This window comes from Weissella confusa (assembly GCF_004766315.1).
GTDB lineage: Bacteria > Bacillota > Bacilli > Lactobacillales > Lactobacillaceae > Weissella > Weissella confusa_A.
Window position 1 is genome coordinate 1 of sequence record NZ_PVSN01000026.1, and the last position, 15800, is coordinate 15800.

The 15800-nt window shown below is 45.1% G+C and carries 15 protein-coding genes; 14 read left to right on the top strand and 1 reads right to left on the bottom strand.

The genetic code is table 11. The features are described 5' to 3' along the window. The coding region (locus C6P11_RS04055) for a transposase (protein ID WP_210114221.1) at positions 1 to 539 on the bottom strand (539 nt) is incomplete at its 3' end. 195 nt (positions 540 to 734) lie between these two features. Between C6P11_RS04055 and C6P11_RS04060 the strand changes: the two genes are divergently transcribed. The 14 genes from C6P11_RS04060 (at position 735) to C6P11_RS04120 (ending at position 15783) form a co-directional block, all read left to right on the top strand. Continuing rightward, complete coding sequence (locus C6P11_RS04060) at positions 735 to 1946, top strand: MFS transporter (protein ID WP_245299771.1); 1212 nt, start codon at positions 735 to 737, stop codon at positions 1944 to 1946. 128 nt (positions 1947 to 2074) lie between these two features. Continuing rightward, positions 2075 to 4111, top strand: a complete 2037-nt coding sequence (gene recG, locus C6P11_RS04065) for an ATP-dependent DNA helicase RecG (RefSeq protein WP_135518782.1) — start codon at positions 2075 to 2077, stop codon at positions 4109 to 4111. A gap of 104 nt (positions 4112 to 4215) precedes the next feature. Further along, positions 4216 to 5274, top strand: a complete 1059-nt coding sequence (plsX, locus tag C6P11_RS04070; RefSeq protein WP_135518962.1) for a phosphate acyltransferase PlsX — start codon at positions 4216 to 4218, stop codon at positions 5272 to 5274. A gap of 44 nt (positions 5275 to 5318) precedes the next feature. Beyond that, positions 5319 to 5558 (top strand): acyl carrier protein, encoded by a 240-nt coding sequence (gene acpP / locus C6P11_RS04075; protein WP_135518784.1) that lies wholly within the window; start codon positions 5319 to 5321, stop codon positions 5556 to 5558. 132 nt (positions 5559 to 5690) lie between these two features. Continuing rightward, the gene (gene rnc, locus C6P11_RS04080) at positions 5691 to 6389 is read left to right on the top strand and encodes a ribonuclease III (RefSeq protein WP_135518786.1); all 699 of its coding nucleotides are present in this window, start codon (positions 5691 to 5693) and stop codon (positions 6387 to 6389) included. A 9-nt stretch (positions 6390 to 6398) separates the two neighbouring features. After that, positions 6399 to 9956 carry a chromosome segregation protein SMC gene (gene smc / locus C6P11_RS04085; protein ID WP_135518788.1) on the top strand — a complete coding sequence of 1186 codons (3558 nt, stop codon included), beginning with the start codon at positions 6399 to 6401 and terminating at the stop codon, positions 9954 to 9956. Between the two features lie 14 nt (positions 9957 to 9970). Continuing rightward, the gene (ftsY, locus tag C6P11_RS04090; RefSeq protein WP_135518790.1) at positions 9971 to 11200 is read left to right on the top strand and encodes a signal recognition particle-docking protein FtsY; all 1230 of its coding nucleotides are present in this window, start codon (positions 9971 to 9973) and stop codon (positions 11198 to 11200) included. Then, positions 11200 to 11541: a putative DNA-binding protein gene (locus C6P11_RS04095; protein WP_135518792.1), complete on the top strand. Its 342-nt coding sequence runs from the start codon at positions 11200 to 11202 to the stop codon at positions 11539 to 11541. Before ftsY ends, C6P11_RS04095 begins: the two co-directional genes overlap by 1 nt. 3 nt (positions 11542 to 11544) lie before the next feature. Then, positions 11545 to 13008, top strand: coding sequence for a signal recognition particle protein (gene ffh / locus C6P11_RS04100; protein ID WP_003609079.1), 1464 nt, complete (start codon positions 11545 to 11547; stop codon positions 13006 to 13008). Positions 13009 to 13010: 2 nt separating this feature from the next. Continuing rightward, the gene (locus C6P11_RS10925) at positions 13011 to 13148 is read left to right on the top strand and encodes a hypothetical protein (RefSeq protein ID WP_003609076.1); all 138 of its coding nucleotides are present in this window, start codon (positions 13011 to 13013) and stop codon (positions 13146 to 13148) included. A 416-nt stretch (positions 13149 to 13564) separates the two neighbouring features. Continuing rightward, positions 13565 to 13774 (top strand): hypothetical protein, encoded by a 210-nt coding sequence (locus C6P11_RS04105; RefSeq protein ID WP_135518794.1) that lies wholly within the window; start codon positions 13565 to 13567, stop codon positions 13772 to 13774. Positions 13775 to 13827: 53 nt separating this feature from the next. Beyond that, the gene (locus tag C6P11_RS04110; RefSeq protein ID WP_135518796.1) at positions 13828 to 14343 is read left to right on the top strand and encodes a hypothetical protein; all 516 of its coding nucleotides are present in this window, start codon (positions 13828 to 13830) and stop codon (positions 14341 to 14343) included. Positions 14344 to 14541: 198 nt separating this feature from the next. Then, positions 14542 to 14814, top strand: a complete 273-nt coding sequence (gene rpsP, locus C6P11_RS04115; protein WP_003609072.1) for a 30S ribosomal protein S16 — start codon at positions 14542 to 14544, stop codon at positions 14812 to 14814. 165 nt (positions 14815 to 14979) lie between these two features. Continuing rightward, a complete protein-coding gene (locus tag C6P11_RS04120; RefSeq protein WP_135518798.1) occupies positions 14980 to 15783 on the top strand; it encodes an SPFH domain-containing protein in 804 nt (267 codons plus the stop codon). Positions 15784 to 15800: the final 17 nt, after the last annotated feature.

Sequence of the window (15800 nt, forward strand, 5' to 3'; positions counted from 1 at the left end):
ACGGTTCCAGTTAAAGCATCGGTCATGATAAGCGGATGGTAACCGACGTTCAAGTAGTGATAATTAAAACCAATTTTTTCTTGATGACCAAAGGTCTCAAAGTAGGTTGAATCCAAATCTAGCACCAGTTCAGTATTGGCTGATCTTTCATCAATTAAAGAGACAATACGACGATTTAATTCTTGTAGCTCATCAATGTCTTCGTTCGTGAGATGTGATAGAAATCTGGAAATAGTTGGTTGAGATGCCATGTTTTGCGCATAAACAAGTCGATGTTCGATATCTTGGGTCAAGTAATCTGCAACGTCGTCGTTGCGATAACCTTCGATAACTTGAATGAGCATTTGCAATAACAATTCTACCTTAGCATAGCGTGGATTTTTGCGATTATCGTTGAATTCAACGTTATTAAAGAGCCTGGAAATTACAGGCGAATTCAGAAAAATACTAAGCAGCACGCTGCCACCATCCGAGGTAATTGGTGCCCCATTGTCTGAAACTGCAACTAAATGGTTGCTAGGTAATACTTTTTGAGTCATAATTTTAGACGCTCCAATTTTTGAGTATTTGGTTTGTTTTCCACTAACAAAATATCATAAAAAAGAGCTCCTATGGTTTTCACCCAACGGGTGAAAGCGCAAAACCCGCTGAAACGGTATTAACTTGCTGTTTCAGCGGTTTTTTGTTTGTCTTGATGAATAATCCGGGTTAAAGAAATTCCATTGCGCCGATTGGTGCCGGGACTAATTATCGGACCAGCAACTTGGCTTGGCCCATACATCGTAGCGTCAAGTTTGTTCTTGCCAGCGATGTTGCAACAACTTGATAGTGCGCACAAGGTGCAATTGGTTGCGATGTTTTCAACGCTTGCGATGATTGTCGCAGCGATTTCAAACATGGTTGCCGGTGCCTTGTCAGACAAGACGAAGTCACGCTTCGGTCGTCGTACGCCATGGCTTGTCGGGGGTGCCTTTGCCTTCATGCTAGCCATGATTGGGTCATCACTAGCACCAAACGTTTGGACGTTGTTGGCCGCTTGGATGTTCGGTCAAGTTGCATTGAACTTCATCGTTGCACCAATGGTGGCTTGGTTGGACATGGCGCCTGATTCAGGTCGTGCCACAGCATCATCAGCTTACGGTGGTTTGGGAATGGCGTTGGGTAACAACGGATTCACAATCTTCGGAGCCATGATGTTGGGATCATTCCGTTTGGGATTTGTCGTATTCGGAATTATCACATTCATCGGAACGTTGATTGCTGCTGCAATCGTTCGCGAGCCATCTAACTTGGATGCGGACGATGAGGCTGCTACACCAGAAGTTGAAGAAAAGAAGTCATTGAAGGAAGCTTTGGCAATTTTCCCAGCTTGGCGCGTTGGTCGTGACTACTACTTGGCTTTGATGGGTAAGTTGTTCCAAGGTGTTGGAAACTTCGCCATCACACGGTACTTGTTGTACATCATGACGGACTTCATGCACAAGGGCACTAGCGCAACGCAATCATCAATTCAATTGATTAACTTGATTATGTTGGTCTTCGGTATTGCAATGGGATTCTTGGCTGGACCATTTGCTGACAAGTTCAAGTTGTTGAAGTTGCCAGTTGGTTTCTCAACGATCTTCTTGGCAATTGGTGCGTTGGCAATGTTCATCTTGCGCAACGACATGGGGATCATGATTTACGCCTTGATGGCTGGTTTGGGAATGGGACTTTGGAACTCATTGGATAACTTGCTAAATTTGGAAGTTGTGCCCGATCGCAACCGTGTTGCCTTCTTCTTGGGTGTTTACAACCTAGGAAACACGGTGACGCAAGCATTGGCACCAGTTTTGGCAGCCGTTGTCATTTCATTCTTCGGTTACTCAGCTATCTTCATCATGTCATTCGTATTTGCCATGATCGGTGGTATCTTGATTCTTTCAATCAAGTCAGTTAAGCGTTAATAACAATTAAGACAGCAACTCATACACTTGGGTTGCTGTCTTTTTGTGTTTGCGCATGAATCAAACCTGATATTCAGTAAAACCTAATTTTGCGGTATAATGGTACATCAGAAAGGAAGGTGTTAAGCATGGCTAGTTTATTAGATTTAGTTGATGAGCTTGATGGTGTTGGCCCAAAGCGTGTGCAAGCGCTGAATAAATTGGGCATCTTCACAATCGACGACTTACTCGGCTACTATCCAATGCGCTATAACGACTTAGCGATGAAAACGCCTGCCGAAACGCAAGATGGCGAAAAAGTAACGTTCAAAGGCGTTGTGACATCGCCACCCGTGGTTAACCGCTTCGGGTATAAGAAGACACGCACAAGCTTCCGTTTGACGGTCGAACATGACACAATCATGGTGTCATTTTTCAATCAACCATGGATTGGTAAGAATCTTGAAATCGGCCAAGAAGTTGCGGTGCATGGGACATATGACAAAACACGTCAAAGCCTATCTGGTATTAAATTAATGTCACGCAATGGCGATGACGAAATGGAAGCCGTTTATCCATCATCAAAGGAAATCAAGGCGAAGACCATCAAGGATTTGATTATTCAAGCCTTGGGCAAGTATGGTGAATTACTGCGAACGGATATTGTGCCAAGTAATTTGCGCACCCGCTATAAGCTCATGAATCATCATGACACGGTATTTGGCATGCATGCGCCAACTGATGGTCAGGTTGCGACCGAAGCACGTCGCAGTGCGTCATTTGAAGAGTTTTTTGTCTTTCAAATGCGTTTGCAAGTGATCAAGTCAATGGATCGCGATAACCGTGGTCGGGCGATTGCGTTTAATAACGATGAACTAAAGGCGTTTATTGCGACGCTACCGTTTGAACTGACAGATGCTCAAAAGCGCGTGGTGAATGAAATTGTGCGTGATATGAAGCGTCCAATTCACATGAATCGTTTGCTACAAGGAGATGTTGGTTCTGGTAAAACGGTCGTGGCTGCGTTGGCAATGTACGCGGCGATTACCGCTGGTATGCAAGCAACTTTGATGGCACCAACCGAAATCTTGGCGCAACAACACGCGAAAACTATTGGTAACTTTTTCGATCCAGAAAAGGTGCGCGTCGAACTGCTAACGGGGTCAACTAAGGCTGCCGCCCGACGTCAAATTTTGGAAGATTTGGAAAATGGCGATATCGATATTTTGATTGGAACCCACGCTTTGATTCAACCGGACATCGCGTTTAGAAATCTTGGCTTGGCGGTTATCGATGAGCAACACCGTTTCGGTGTACAACAACGTGCGACGCTACGTGAAATCGGGATGAATCCAGATATTCTGGCAATGACAGCGACGCCAATTCCACGAACGCTGGCGATTACCGCGTATGGTGAAATGGATGTTTCTATCATTGACCAATTACCAGCCGGTCGTAAGCAAATTAAGACGTACTGGCTACGTAGTAACGAGATGGAGAAAACCATCGCGTTTATAAAGTCACAGCTGCAAGAAGGGGCTCAGGCTTATGTTGTCACACCGTTGATTGAAGAATCAGAAACGTTAGATGTGCAAAATGCCGAGGCTGTTTATGCCGAATTGTCTGAGTACTTTGCGCCAACGTATAAGGTTGGGTTGTTACATGGTCGTTTATCAAATCAAGAAAAAGAAGATGTGATGGCCGCCTTTAAGGCCAATGAGTTCCAAGTGTTGGTTTCAACGACGGTTATCGAAGTTGGCGTTGACGTGCCAAATTCAACAGTCATGCTGATTTTGGACGCTGATCGATTCGGTCTATCGCAGCTACACCAATTGCGTGGTCGTGTTGGACGAGGTAGCCGTCAGTCATACACGTTCCTAATTAGTGATCCCAAAACGCAATACGGGATTGATCGCATGGAAGCGATGGTGGGAACGACTGATGGTTTCGTGCTCGCCCAAAAGGATTTGGAACTTCGTGGTGCCGGTGATATTCTTGGTAATCGTCAATCTGGTGTGCCTGAATTCCGTGTCGGTGATCCCGTTGCGGATTTGGCGATGATGACCGTTGCGCAAGAGGAAGCAATTGAGATTGTTTCTAAGCCTGATTGGGATAAAGATCCGGAACTGGCACCATTAGCTGACATGTTGTCAGAAACAATGGCGCGATATCGTAATTTTGATTAAAAAAGATACGCCTTTTACTTTTACCCACTCCTAAAAGTGTGTTAGATTTGTTCTAGCATTTATTTATTTAGTTATTATTTTTTGAATTCGAGAGGGATTTAATGATGTTTAAGATTGCCATTGACGCAATGGGTGGCGACAACGCCCCTGAAGCAATCGTTGCTGGTGTTGAACTAGCACGTGACCAAATGCCTGACACAGAGTTTTTGTTGTTTGGTCAATTGGATAAGGTAAAGCCTTTCGTTAAGAACGAAGAGCGTTTGACGTTGGTCCAAGCTGATGAAGTGATTGCCATGGCGGATGAGCCAGTTAAGTCAATTCGTCGTAAGAAGAAAAGCTCGTTGGTTTTGGCTGCGCAAGCCGTTAAGAATGGTGATGCTGATGCTGTCTTCTCAGCTGGTAACACTGGTGCATTGTTGGCAGCCGGTATCTTTATCGTTGGTCGTATCAAGGGAATTGATCGTCCAGCTTTGATGACGGCTTTGCCAGCCTTTGATGGTCCTCACGATGCCTTCGTGATGATGGACATGGGTGCTAATGCTGAAAACCGTCCTGCTCACTTGTACCAATACGGTGTGTTGGGTTCATTCTACGCTCACGAAATCTTGGGCTACGACCAACCACGTGTTGGTTTGTTGAACAACGGAACTGAAGAAGACAAGGGTGACCAAGTCCACAAGGAAGCGCACCAATTGTTGCGTTACGGTTCAGACAAGAACTTGTTGAACTTCGTTGGAAACGTTGAAGCACGTGATGTTTTGCAAGGACCTGCTGATGTTGTGATTGCTGATGGATTCTCAGGAAACGCAACGTTGAAGTCAATCGAAGGTACGGCCTTGTCAATGTTGAAGTTGATCAAGGATACTATCATGAATGGTAGCTTGAAGACGAAGATGGCTGGTGCCATGTTGAAGCCAGCGTTGAAGGGTATTCAATCACGTTTGGACTACTCACAACATGGTGGTGCCGTTGTTATCGGTGTTAACGCACCGGTTGTTAAGACGCACGGTTCAGCTGGTCCTGATGCCGTTGCCAACACAATGAAGCAAATTCACACGATGTTGGAAGCTGATTTGGTAGGTAAGGTCCAACAATTCGTTGCTGACCATAAGGAAGATTTGTCTGCTCGTCCAGAGAATGAAGTGGACGGTTCGGCCGAATAGCGTTACACTAAATAACGTTAAATATTCGAATAGGAAACGGAATAATGGAACGACAAGAAATCATGGATAAGGTTATCGAATTGGTTGCGGACCACTTTGAGTTGGACCCAGCTAAGGTAACCGGTGAATTGAACTTTTTGACTGATATTGATGCTGATTCAATCGACTTTGTTGAATTGGTTTTGGAGATGGAAGACGAATTTGGTGCAGAAATCTCTGACGAAGACGCTGAAAAGTTGATTACGATCAACGACACTGTTGATTACATCGCAGCACGCGTTTAATATTTGTAAACTAAAGGCAAGGACACTTTGAGTGCTCCTTGCCTTTTTTCAATCTTGTGACACAACAAAAAACGTCGTTATACCAACGGTTTCTCTGGTATAATTGAGTAGTATATCTAGAAAGGACGGCTTATGTTTAAACAACTTCAAGCAGAATTAGCACTTGCCCATAATATCCATTTTAATGACGTGTCATTATTGGAGGAGGCATTAACACAAGCAAACTATATTAACGAACATACAAATTACACTGGTCGCGATTACCAACGCCTAGAATTCCTTGGGGATGCGGTTATGCAACAATCAACGGCGGTGTACTTGTTTAAGCGTTATCCAGATTGGGATGAAGGTCGATTGACAGAGTTGCGAATTTCTATGGTCCAAACTCGCGCTTTTGCAGCTTTGTCACGTGAGTTGCATCTTGATCAATATGTCCAACTGGGACGTGGTGAAGAATTGTCCGGCGCACGAAACCGTGATTCATTGCTCGAAGATTTGTGGGAAGCCTTTATTGGCGCCTTGTACCTGGACCAGGGTCAAGAGGTTGTCATGAACTTCCTGGGTGAAATTATGTTCACGAAGATTGATGAAGGATTCTACGATCAATTCGTTGATTACAAGTCTAAGTTGCAAGAACACTTGCAACGTCATGGTAGCGTAAAGATTGCTTACACGAAGCTATCTGAACGCCCGGTTGAGAACAATGAACAAATCTTTACGGTTGAGGTATCGGTCAACGAGCAAGCGTTGGCGACTGGAGAGGGAAAGTCAACGAAGGAAGCTGAAAAGGCGGCCGCTCGTGCAGCTTATCAAACTTTGACGAAGAACTAGGGAATCGGTATGAAATTAAAAACATTGGAGATTGGTGGATTTAAATCATTCGCCGATCGTACCAAGATTGAATTTATGCCAGGAATCACAGGGGTTGTTGGACCGAATGGTTCTGGTAAATCAAACATCATCGAATCGATTCGCTGGGTTATGGGTGAACAGTCTGCCAAAGGATTGCGTGGTGACAAAATGTCGGACGTCATCTTTGGTGGAACGGCACAACGCGCGCCACTTAATCGTGCGGAAGTGTCGATTACGTTCGACAACACTGACCATTATTTGAATTCAGAGTATTCTGAAATTCGAATTACCCGTACGCTGTACCGTAATGGTGATTCACGTTACCAAATTAACGGTACGACGGTACGCTTGAAGGATATCCATGAGTTGTTTATGGATTCTGGATTGGGACGCGAAAGTTTCTCAATCATTTCGCAGGGCCGTGTGGAAAGCATTTTTAGTGCTAAGCCTGAAGATCGACGAACGATTATCGAAGATGTCGCAGGTGTTTATAAGTACAAGCAAAACAAGGACAAAGCTGAGAAAGAATTGACGGGTGTCCAAGAAAACTTGAACCGTGTCCAAGATATTTTGTATGAATTGGAAGGACGCGTTGAGCCATTGGCTGAGCAGTCAGCGAAGGCACAAGATTATCTTGAAACCAAGAAGCAATTTGACAAGCTTGACCAATCACGTTTGGTTTTGGAATTGACTGATTGGTACAATGAGCAAACTGAAATTGCCCGTGAATTGGCTGGTGCTGAGCAAGCTAGTGATGAACAAGCAAAAGTTGTGAAGCAACAGACGGACTCTTTGACGGCGATGAAGGATGAGCGAACCCAAGCAGAAACAGCTCGTCAAGAAGCACAAGACAAGTTATTGGCGTTGACGACTGCTGTTGAGCAATTGAGCGGTGAGCAAAAGTTGCAAGCAGAGCGTTCAGCAAATCGTTCAAATGCGACGCGTGAATTAAAGGCGCAAATTGCGCAGGTTGAATCACGTCTGGCTGATTTGAAGGTGACGGAAGCAACACGTCAAAAGAAGGTGGCTAGTCAGAAAGAATCTGCAGACGAATTGCGTTTGCAGATTACTGAATTGACGGCCTCACATCCACGTCAACAAGAAGCGGCGGTTAGTGAGGAAATCGAACAAGTTCGTGCAAACTTAGTTGATGCGATGCAAGCATTGACGACAGCTAAGAATCAACAGTCATACTTGGCGCAAGAACATGAACGAAATGATGCTGAGTCTGCCCGTTTACAACAACGTAGTACGTTGCTGGACGAGCAAATTGCTACAGCAACGGCGAATGTGAAAACTGCGCAAGCCGAGGTTGACGAGGCGACGACCGTTTTGGCAGATGCCCAAGCTGAGTTTGTCCGTTTGCAAACCGCTGGTAAGGAGCTTGAAGCGAAAAGTCAGGCCCAACGCCAAGAATGGTTTAGCAAGATGGAAGAGGATCAACGATTGTCAACGCGTTTGCAATCGTTGAGTCGCTTGTCAGAAAACTATGATGGCTATTTCCAGGGTGTGCGTAACTTGATGAAGGCCAAAGATAATTTCCAAGGCATTCATGGGGTTTTGGCTGAATTGATTTCAGTTGAAGCACCTCACCAAACGGCGATTGAAGCAGCTCTTGGTGGTGCGTTGCAAAACGTGGTCGTGACTGATGAACAAGTTGGTAAGCAAGCCATTCGCTACTTGACGGAACACCGTTTAGGACGTGTCACGTTCTTGCCATTGTCAACGATTCGTTCACGTGAATTGCAACAGGGACAAATTGAGACTGCCCAAAACCAACCTGGGTTTATCGGCATTGCGGCTGACTTGGTGAAGACGGATGTCACTTATAACACGGTTGTGAAAAACTTGTTGGGCACGACGGTGATTGCCAAGTCGATGGATGAGGCGGTACCAATGGCCCGCGCATTGCAACAACGTGTTCGCATTGTAACCCTTGATGGTCAAGTAATGAATGCCGGTGGATCAATGACTGGTGGGGCAAATCGTAACCAAGGTAACGGTTTGCTTTCACAGCAGAACGAAGTGGAAACGTTGACGGCGCAAGTTGCGACGTTACATGATGAAACGGCTGTTTTGGAACGCCAGGTTCGTGAAATTGATGCTGAGTTGCAAAACGTGACGGCGTCATTCAATGAGCAACAAGCTAAGGTGCTAGCAGCTAACGAACGTGCACAACAAGCAACGGCCAAGTTGCAAGTTGCTGAAGAACGTTTGGCACAAGTGCAAAAAGAGAAGATGGCATTAAGTTATGAATTTAATGTTTCAAGCTCAGGCACAGCTGATCATGAAACGATGGTTGCAGAGAATGCTTCTGAAGTCACTAATTTGACGGCTAAGCAAGCTAAGTTGCAAGCACAATTAACTGAATTGACTGATGAGCGTACGGAATTGTTAGCTCGCATTTCAGATGCTGATACAGAGTTGACAGAATTGCGCGCTGAATTGGCAACGGCTCAAGCCAACGTGCAAGCTGCGCAAGTACGTCACGAAGATATCGTTGAACAAATTGAAGCTGAACAAGCTCGTTTGAACAACTATCAACAACAAATGACCGATTTGACGTCTGATCAAAGTGACGTACAACAACGTTTGTCATCTGAATTGGCGACGGCCAATGCTGATAAAGACGCAACCACTAATTTGTTGGCTGAGTTGACGGAGCAATTGGCTGACTTGAATGACCGCATTAACGTTGCGGAGGGGATGCTTGTCCAAGCGCAAGAAGCGCAGACGGATGCCATGTCAACGCTAAGCAAGTTGAGTGGTCGTCAAGGAGAGTTGCGTGCCGCCGTTCAAAATGGTGAGCGCACGTTGGAAGAAACGCATGACACGTCATTTGAGTTTGCCAAGGCTGAGATGTCTGACATGCCAATTGACAGTATTCGTACACAATTGAAGTTGTTGAAGCAAGGCTTGGCTGAAATCGGAAACGTTAACTTAAACGCTATCGAAGAGTATGCTGAGGTTAAGGAGCGTTATGACTTCTTGACGCAACAACAAACTGATTTGATTGACGCACAAGACAATCTCCGTCAAACGATGTCAGAGATGGATGAAGAAGTTGAAACGCGCTTCAAGGACACATTTGATGCGATTGCAGCGCACTTCTCAGAAATCTTTGTAAAGATGTTTGGTGGTGGTCAAGCCAAGCTCGAACTCACTGACCCAGAACACCTGTTGACAACAGGTGTTGATATTAAGGCTCAGCCACCTGGTAAGAAATTCCAGCAAATGAGTCTTTTGTCTGGCGGTGAGAAGGCGCTAACGGCGCTTAGTTTGCTGTTTGCAATTCTTGAAGTTCGTCCTGTGCCGTTTGCGGTTTTGGATGAAACAGAAGCAGCGCTTGATGAAGCCAACGTTGACCGTTTTGCACGTTATTTGCATGAAGTTAACGATCGTACCCAATTTATCGTGATTACTCACCGTAAGGGTACGATGACGAACGCTGACGTACTTTACGGTGTTACTATGCAAGAGCCGGGTGTCTCAACGATGGTATCGGTTAACTTGCAAGAGCTAGACAATACGCTAGCAGAAAATTAATGGGGAAATGAACAATGGGATTGTTTGATTTTTTTAAGAAAAAGCCTGAAACCCCAACTGTCAAAGTTGAAGTGTTGTACCCAAACACATGGGAAAATGGGGAAGCACCAGCTGAACCAACATCACTAGCGGCGGAAGTGTTGCAACCAACTGCTGGTCAAGCGGTTGAGATTGTGTTGCCGACGCATGAGAAGGTCGCACCTGTTGTGGCTGAACCAGAAGCTGAAACGGAAACAGTTGAACCGGTTGTAGAACCGGAAGAAGAAGTTGTCGCTGAATCTGAAGCACCAGTTGCCGAAGTAACTTCTGAAACGAACTTGGACGAAGGATTGACGAAGACGCGTAAGACTTGGTCAGAGCGTTGGAATGCCTTTATGGCCAACTTCCGTTCAGTCGACGAGGATTTCTTCGAAGATTTGGAAGAAACGTTGATTGGCGCTGACGTCGGTGCCGCGACGGCATTGCAATTGACCGATGAGTTGCGCGATGAAGTTAAGTTGAAGAACGCTAAGAGCAAGGCTGATATCTCACGTGTTATCGTTGATAAGTTGGTCGAGCATTATCGTTCACAAGGTGTTAATGAAGATGCATCAATGCACTTTGCACCTGAAGGTCCAACGGTTATTTTGTTCGTTGGTGTTAACGGTGTTGGTAAGACGACGACGATTGGTAAGATGTCAGCTCGCTACAAGGCTGAAGGCAAGAAGGTGTTGTTGGCAGCAGCGGATACGTTCCGTGCGGGAGCAACACAACAATTGCAAGCCTGGGGTGAGCGTAACGACATTCCGGTTGTCGCTGGTGAGCCGAATGCTGATCCGGCTTCAGTTGTGTACGATGGTGTGAAGACGGCCATTGAAACGAATGCCGATGTGCTATTCGTCGACACGGCTGGTCGTTTGCAAAATAACGTGAACTTGATGCAAGAGTTGGCTAAGATGAAGCGTATTATCACGCGTGAGTTGCCAAACGAGCCACAAGAAGTCTTGTTGGCTTTGGATGCCACGACGGGTCAAAACGCTTTGCAACAAGCACGCTTGTTCAAGGATTCAACTGACGTGACGGGAATTGTTTTGACTAAGTTGGATGGTACTGCCAAGGGTGGTATTATCTTGCCAATTCGAAACGAATTGCACTTGCCAGTTAAGTGGGTTGGACTTGGTGAACAAGTTGGTGACTTGCAACCATTCGACGCCGATGACTTTGCGAAGAGCTTGTTTGGTAGTTTGTTGGAGGATGAGAAGTAATGGAGCTAGAAAAAAACACGCGCTTGAATGCCTTGTTTGATTTCTATCAACCATTGCTGACGTCTAAGCAAAACGACTATTTGCAGTTGTACTACGCTGACGATTATTCGCTGGGTGAGATTGCTGAAGAATTTGAGGTCTCACGTCAAGCCGTGTATGATAATCTAAAGCGCAGCACACAATTGCTGGAAGATTATGAAGCCAAGCTACACTTGTTTGCCGATTATCTTCAGCGCCAAGCTGCGGCCGAGCAATTAAACGGCTATATTCAAGAAAAGTATCCCAATGATGCTGAGCTAACTCATTTAGCTGAGCGTTTGGTGACATTAGAAGAGGAGTAAACCATGGCCTTTGAAGGTTTGACGGAGCGATTGCAAAACGCCTTGAGCGGATTGCGTCGCAAGGGAAAGGTGACAGATGCGGACTTGCGCGAGACAATGCGCGAGATTCGTCTAGCATTGTTGGAAGCCGACGTTAACTTCACGGTTGTTAAGGACTTTGTTCGTAACGTCCGTGAGAAGGCGGCTGGTGCTAAGGTGTTGGAAGGGTTGAACCCTGCCCAACAAATTGTATCAATTGTTAATGATGAATTGACTGCCATGATGGGTGAGTCAGATGTGCCATTGAACGTATCTGACAAGATTCCAACGGTTATCATGATGGTTGGTTTGCAAGGAGCTGGTAAGACGACTACGGCCGGAAAGCTAGCTTTGAAGTTGAAGAACGAGAAGAACGCACGTCCATTGATGATTGCAGCCGACGTTTACCGTCCCGCTGCCATTGATCAATTGAAGACGTTGGGTGAGCAAATTGATGTGCCTGTTTTTGAAATGGGAACAGACGCTGATCCACGTGACATCGTGCGCCAAGGTTTGGCCAAGGCGGCTGAATTGAAGTCAGATTACGTCTTCATTGACGCGGCTGGTCGTTTGCAAATCGACGAAGCGTTGATGCAAGAGTTGGCTGACGTTAAGGAAATCGCTAACCCAGATGAAATCTTGTTGGTTGTCGATGCCATGACTGGACAAAACGCAGTGGAAACGGCTGAAGGCTTTAACGAGCGTTTGGACGTTACTGGTGTTGTTTTGACTAAGTTGGATGGTGATACACGTGGTGGAGCGGCTTTGTCAATTCGTGCCGTTACGGGTAAGCCAATCAAGTTCGTCGGTCAAGGTGAGAAGATGGCTGATTTGGATGTCTTCTATCCAGATCGTATGGCTAGCCGTATCCTTGGTATGGGTGACTTGTTGACGTTGATTGAAAAGGCCCAAAAGGACTTTGACGAAAAGCAAGCAGCCGAGACAATGGAAAAGATGAAGTCAAACACGTTTGACTTTAACGACTTCATTGCCCAAATGGATCAAGTGCAAAACATGGGACCAATCGAAGACTTGTTGAAGATGATTCCAGGTATGGCTAACAATCCAGCTTTGGCAAACGTGAAGGTTGACCCTAAGGATATGGCGCACATTAAGGCCATTGTGATGTCAATGACGCCTGCTGAGCGTGAGAACCCAGATTTGTTGAACCCATCACGTCGTCGTCGTTTGGCGGCTGGGGCTGGACGTCCAGTTGTTGAAGTTAACCGTTTGATCAAGCAATTCAATGAGATGAAGAAGATGATGAGCGGTATGATGAACGGTAACATGGCCGGCATGGAACAAATGATGGGTGCCATGGGTGGCGGCATGCCAGGAATGCCAGGTGGAATGCCTGGTATGGGCGGTGGCCTAAAGGGCAAGATGGCAAACATGGCGATGAAGCAAATGGCTCGTCGTATTCAAAAGAACAAGAAGAAGCGTCGTTAATTATGGGTCGTTATTTACTAGATGATAAGACGAAAGCCATGAACGTAAAGTACCAATCTGAAAAGAAGGGTGCCGTTTCAAAGGCTGATAAGGTAGCAATGTTGCGTGAGCAAATGCTAGCTAAGAAGAATAAGAAGTAATCAATTAGGTCAGAGATTCCGTCTCTGACCTTTTTTGTCGGCGTTTTGTTCAGAGATTCGTTACAGTTTCATCCTGAAAATATCGCACCTATCAGCGATACTATAAACATCGATCACCCGCTAGCGACGAAATAAACTCATGCGCATGGGTTTGTTTCACTTATTGTGATCACAATTTGCAAAAGGCTCAATTGTCGCGACGGTGATAATCGGGTCTTTTGTTTTAAAGAGATTTATCAGCAATCAACGATACTTTTGGTACGGATTGCTGGTAAGTCTTTTATTTTTTGAAAACGTTTTCAAAAATTCATAAATTAAGTGATTTACATTAACGCTTTAGAAAAGCAATCGTCGTTATCTAGTTGTAAACTAACTGTAATAAATAAAGTTAGGACATATCTAGGGGGAATACGATTATGGAAACACGTGTCACACATGCTCGGCGTACGCGAACAATTGCTACGGCGCTAGTCTTGTTGTTTGGTTTGTTGCTATTTGCTGGTGTTGTAACAGCGTTGGAAACAACTGCGATCGCTGCACAACAAAGTAGTGATTTGGTTACATCTGAAGTATTAACGACTGTGTCGACCTCAGAAGTAACAGCTGAACCAGTTGTTGCAAAATAAAAGCTAGATAAGCTCAGGCGACTGAGCTTATTTTTTTGAAATGGTACGTGCGTATGAAACAAAAGATGCAATTGAAAGAAGCGAGTAAGTGGTTTAGTATGGGGCTACTTTTGGGGATAGTAGGCGTTGGACTGACGATTGGCGGGATTGAAATCAAAGAACGTCGCGCAGAGGCACAACGAGTAACTGTCGCCCATGACGAAAAAAAGACCTTGCCGATTAAGGTTGGTTCAGCGCAACCGCTAAAGTTGGCAGATACGGCTGTTAAAGTTGATCCAAACGTCCAGCATTTGACGATGGAACAACGTATTGCGCTAATGATGCTATCTGCGGGCGCAACCGTGGCCGATGATACCAAGCTATATGCATCACCGCAGGGGAATGGTGAAACATGGCTGCTTGATAGTGACGGCAATAAACTCATTGTCTTAAAGTTTGTTGATGGTACGAAACGAACAGTAACCTTTATGGATGGTCGTACGGTGAATGTCGACTTGAATCAAGCCTATGCGTCGTTACATGCGACACAGGCGTATCGTGATTTAACTGATAATATTATCGTTGAATAGCCGAAAGTGGTTGTTTTCTATTTAAATTTTTCACAGAGTGCGCTAAAATATTAACTTATTGCAAGTGAAGTAGCGCCTCGAGCCCGCTAAAACGTTGATTTTTGAAGAAATTTCAACGTGTAAAGGAAAAACACTTTACAGGCACTCGAGAAACTGTTATTATAATTCTTGTAGAAAAACAACTGGAGGAAAATAAACATGGCTGTTAAGATTCGTTTGAAGCGCATGGGTTCAAAGAAGCGCCCATTCTACCGTGTGGTAGTTGCTGACTCACGTTCACCACGTGATGGTCGATTCATCGAAACTGTTGGTACGTACAACCCATTGGTTGAGCCTGCCGAAGTTAAGTTGAACGAAGAATTGGTATTGTCATGGTTGAACAACGGTGCTCAACCATCAGATACTGTTAAGAACTTGTTGTCTAACGCAGGCATCATGAAGAAGTTCCACGAAGCTAAGTTCTCAAAGTAATTTGAGAGTTCAGTTTTGAACTTCTTAAAAGAGCTGATCCATTTGGGTCAGCTCTTTTTTCATATCTTAAAAATGTTTGGCAACCTCTGTTCAGCGTCTGCTATTTCCGTAGACTGTTTATTGGAACTAAAAAAATATCTTTTTTAAGATAATATCTGGGGATATATGGGTAAGCAGATTAAGGTTATTGCATGGGCAGTTGTGGTGGTATTGCTAGCTGTTGTTGGTGGGTTCAAGTTTTTTGAACGTGTTGATAATGGTAACGTCGGTATTCGTTACGCCATTTCAGGGGGTGTGCGTGATAAGGCGTTGTCACAAGGGATTCGCTTTGCTGGGTTGGATTATGTGACACAATATCCAATTAAGACACAATCTATCAAGCAAAAGGTTGCGGTTGCCACTTCTGATGGAAAGAAGACGGATGTGAAGATTAGCTATTCATACCACGTAGATCCATCTAAGGCAGTTTCGATCTATAAGAAGTTTGGGTCAGCTAACATTCACACAATTGAAACTGGCTGGTTGGCACAAAAGTTGCAAAAGGCAGCTCGTGAGTCAATGGCACAATTCACGTTGTTGGAAGTCGTCGGAACGGATTCAACTAAGGCACAAGCAGGTATCTTGAAGGGCTTCCAAAAGTCAGCGGAACCTTATGGCTTTGTGATTGAAGACTTGTCATTCGGAACGCCATCAATCGATGAGCAAACGCAAAAGTCAATTGATGACATTATCAAGGCTGGTCAAGACAACAAGAAGGCTGAACTGGAAGCCAAGACGAAGGAAACGCAAGCTAAGGCAGAAGCGGATGCTAAGATTACAGCTGCGAACGCTGAAGCCGAAGCGAATAACAAGATTAACGCGTCAATCAACGACCAAACGATTGCGTACATGGAGGCACAAGCCCGCTTGAAGCACGGATGGGTCACGGTTCAAACGAACGATGCCATGGTTGATGCAACAGGTAACTAACGATGGGATTCTTTATT

Bases quoted from the DNA above. Each gene is read 5' to 3' on its own strand.
- recG (WP_135518782.1), top strand. From the start codon at position 2,075: ATGGCTAGTTTATTAGATTTAGTTGATGAGCTTGATGGTGTTGGCCCA.
- plsX (WP_135518962.1), top strand. From the start codon at position 4,216: ATGTTTAAGATTGCCATTGACGCAATGGGTGGCGACAACGCCCCTGAA.
- acpP (WP_135518784.1), top strand. From the start codon at position 5,319: ATGGAACGACAAGAAATCATGGATAAGGTTATCGAATTGGTTGCGGAC.
- rnc (WP_135518786.1), top strand. From the start codon at position 5,691: ATGTTTAAACAACTTCAAGCAGAATTAGCACTTGCCCATAATATCCAT.
- smc (WP_135518788.1), top strand. From the start codon at position 6,399: ATGAAATTAAAAACATTGGAGATTGGTGGATTTAAATCATTCGCCGAT.
- ftsY (WP_135518790.1), top strand. From the start codon at position 9,971: ATGGGATTGTTTGATTTTTTTAAGAAAAAGCCTGAAACCCCAACTGTC.
- C6P11_RS04095 (WP_135518792.1), top strand. From the start codon at position 11,200: ATGGAGCTAGAAAAAAACACGCGCTTGAATGCCTTGTTTGATTTCTAT.
- ffh (WP_003609079.1), top strand. From the start codon at position 11,545: ATGGCCTTTGAAGGTTTGACGGAGCGATTGCAAAACGCCTTGAGCGGA.
- C6P11_RS10925 (WP_003609076.1), top strand. From the start codon at position 13,011: ATGGGTCGTTATTTACTAGATGATAAGACGAAAGCCATGAACGTAAAG.
- C6P11_RS04105 (WP_135518794.1), top strand. From the start codon at position 13,565: ATGGAAACACGTGTCACACATGCTCGGCGTACGCGAACAATTGCTACG.
- C6P11_RS04110 (WP_135518796.1), top strand. From the start codon at position 13,828: ATGAAACAAAAGATGCAATTGAAAGAAGCGAGTAAGTGGTTTAGTATG.
- rpsP (WP_003609072.1), top strand. From the start codon at position 14,542: ATGGCTGTTAAGATTCGTTTGAAGCGCATGGGTTCAAAGAAGCGCCCA.
- C6P11_RS04120 (WP_135518798.1), top strand. From the start codon at position 14,980: ATGGGTAAGCAGATTAAGGTTATTGCATGGGCAGTTGTGGTGGTATTG.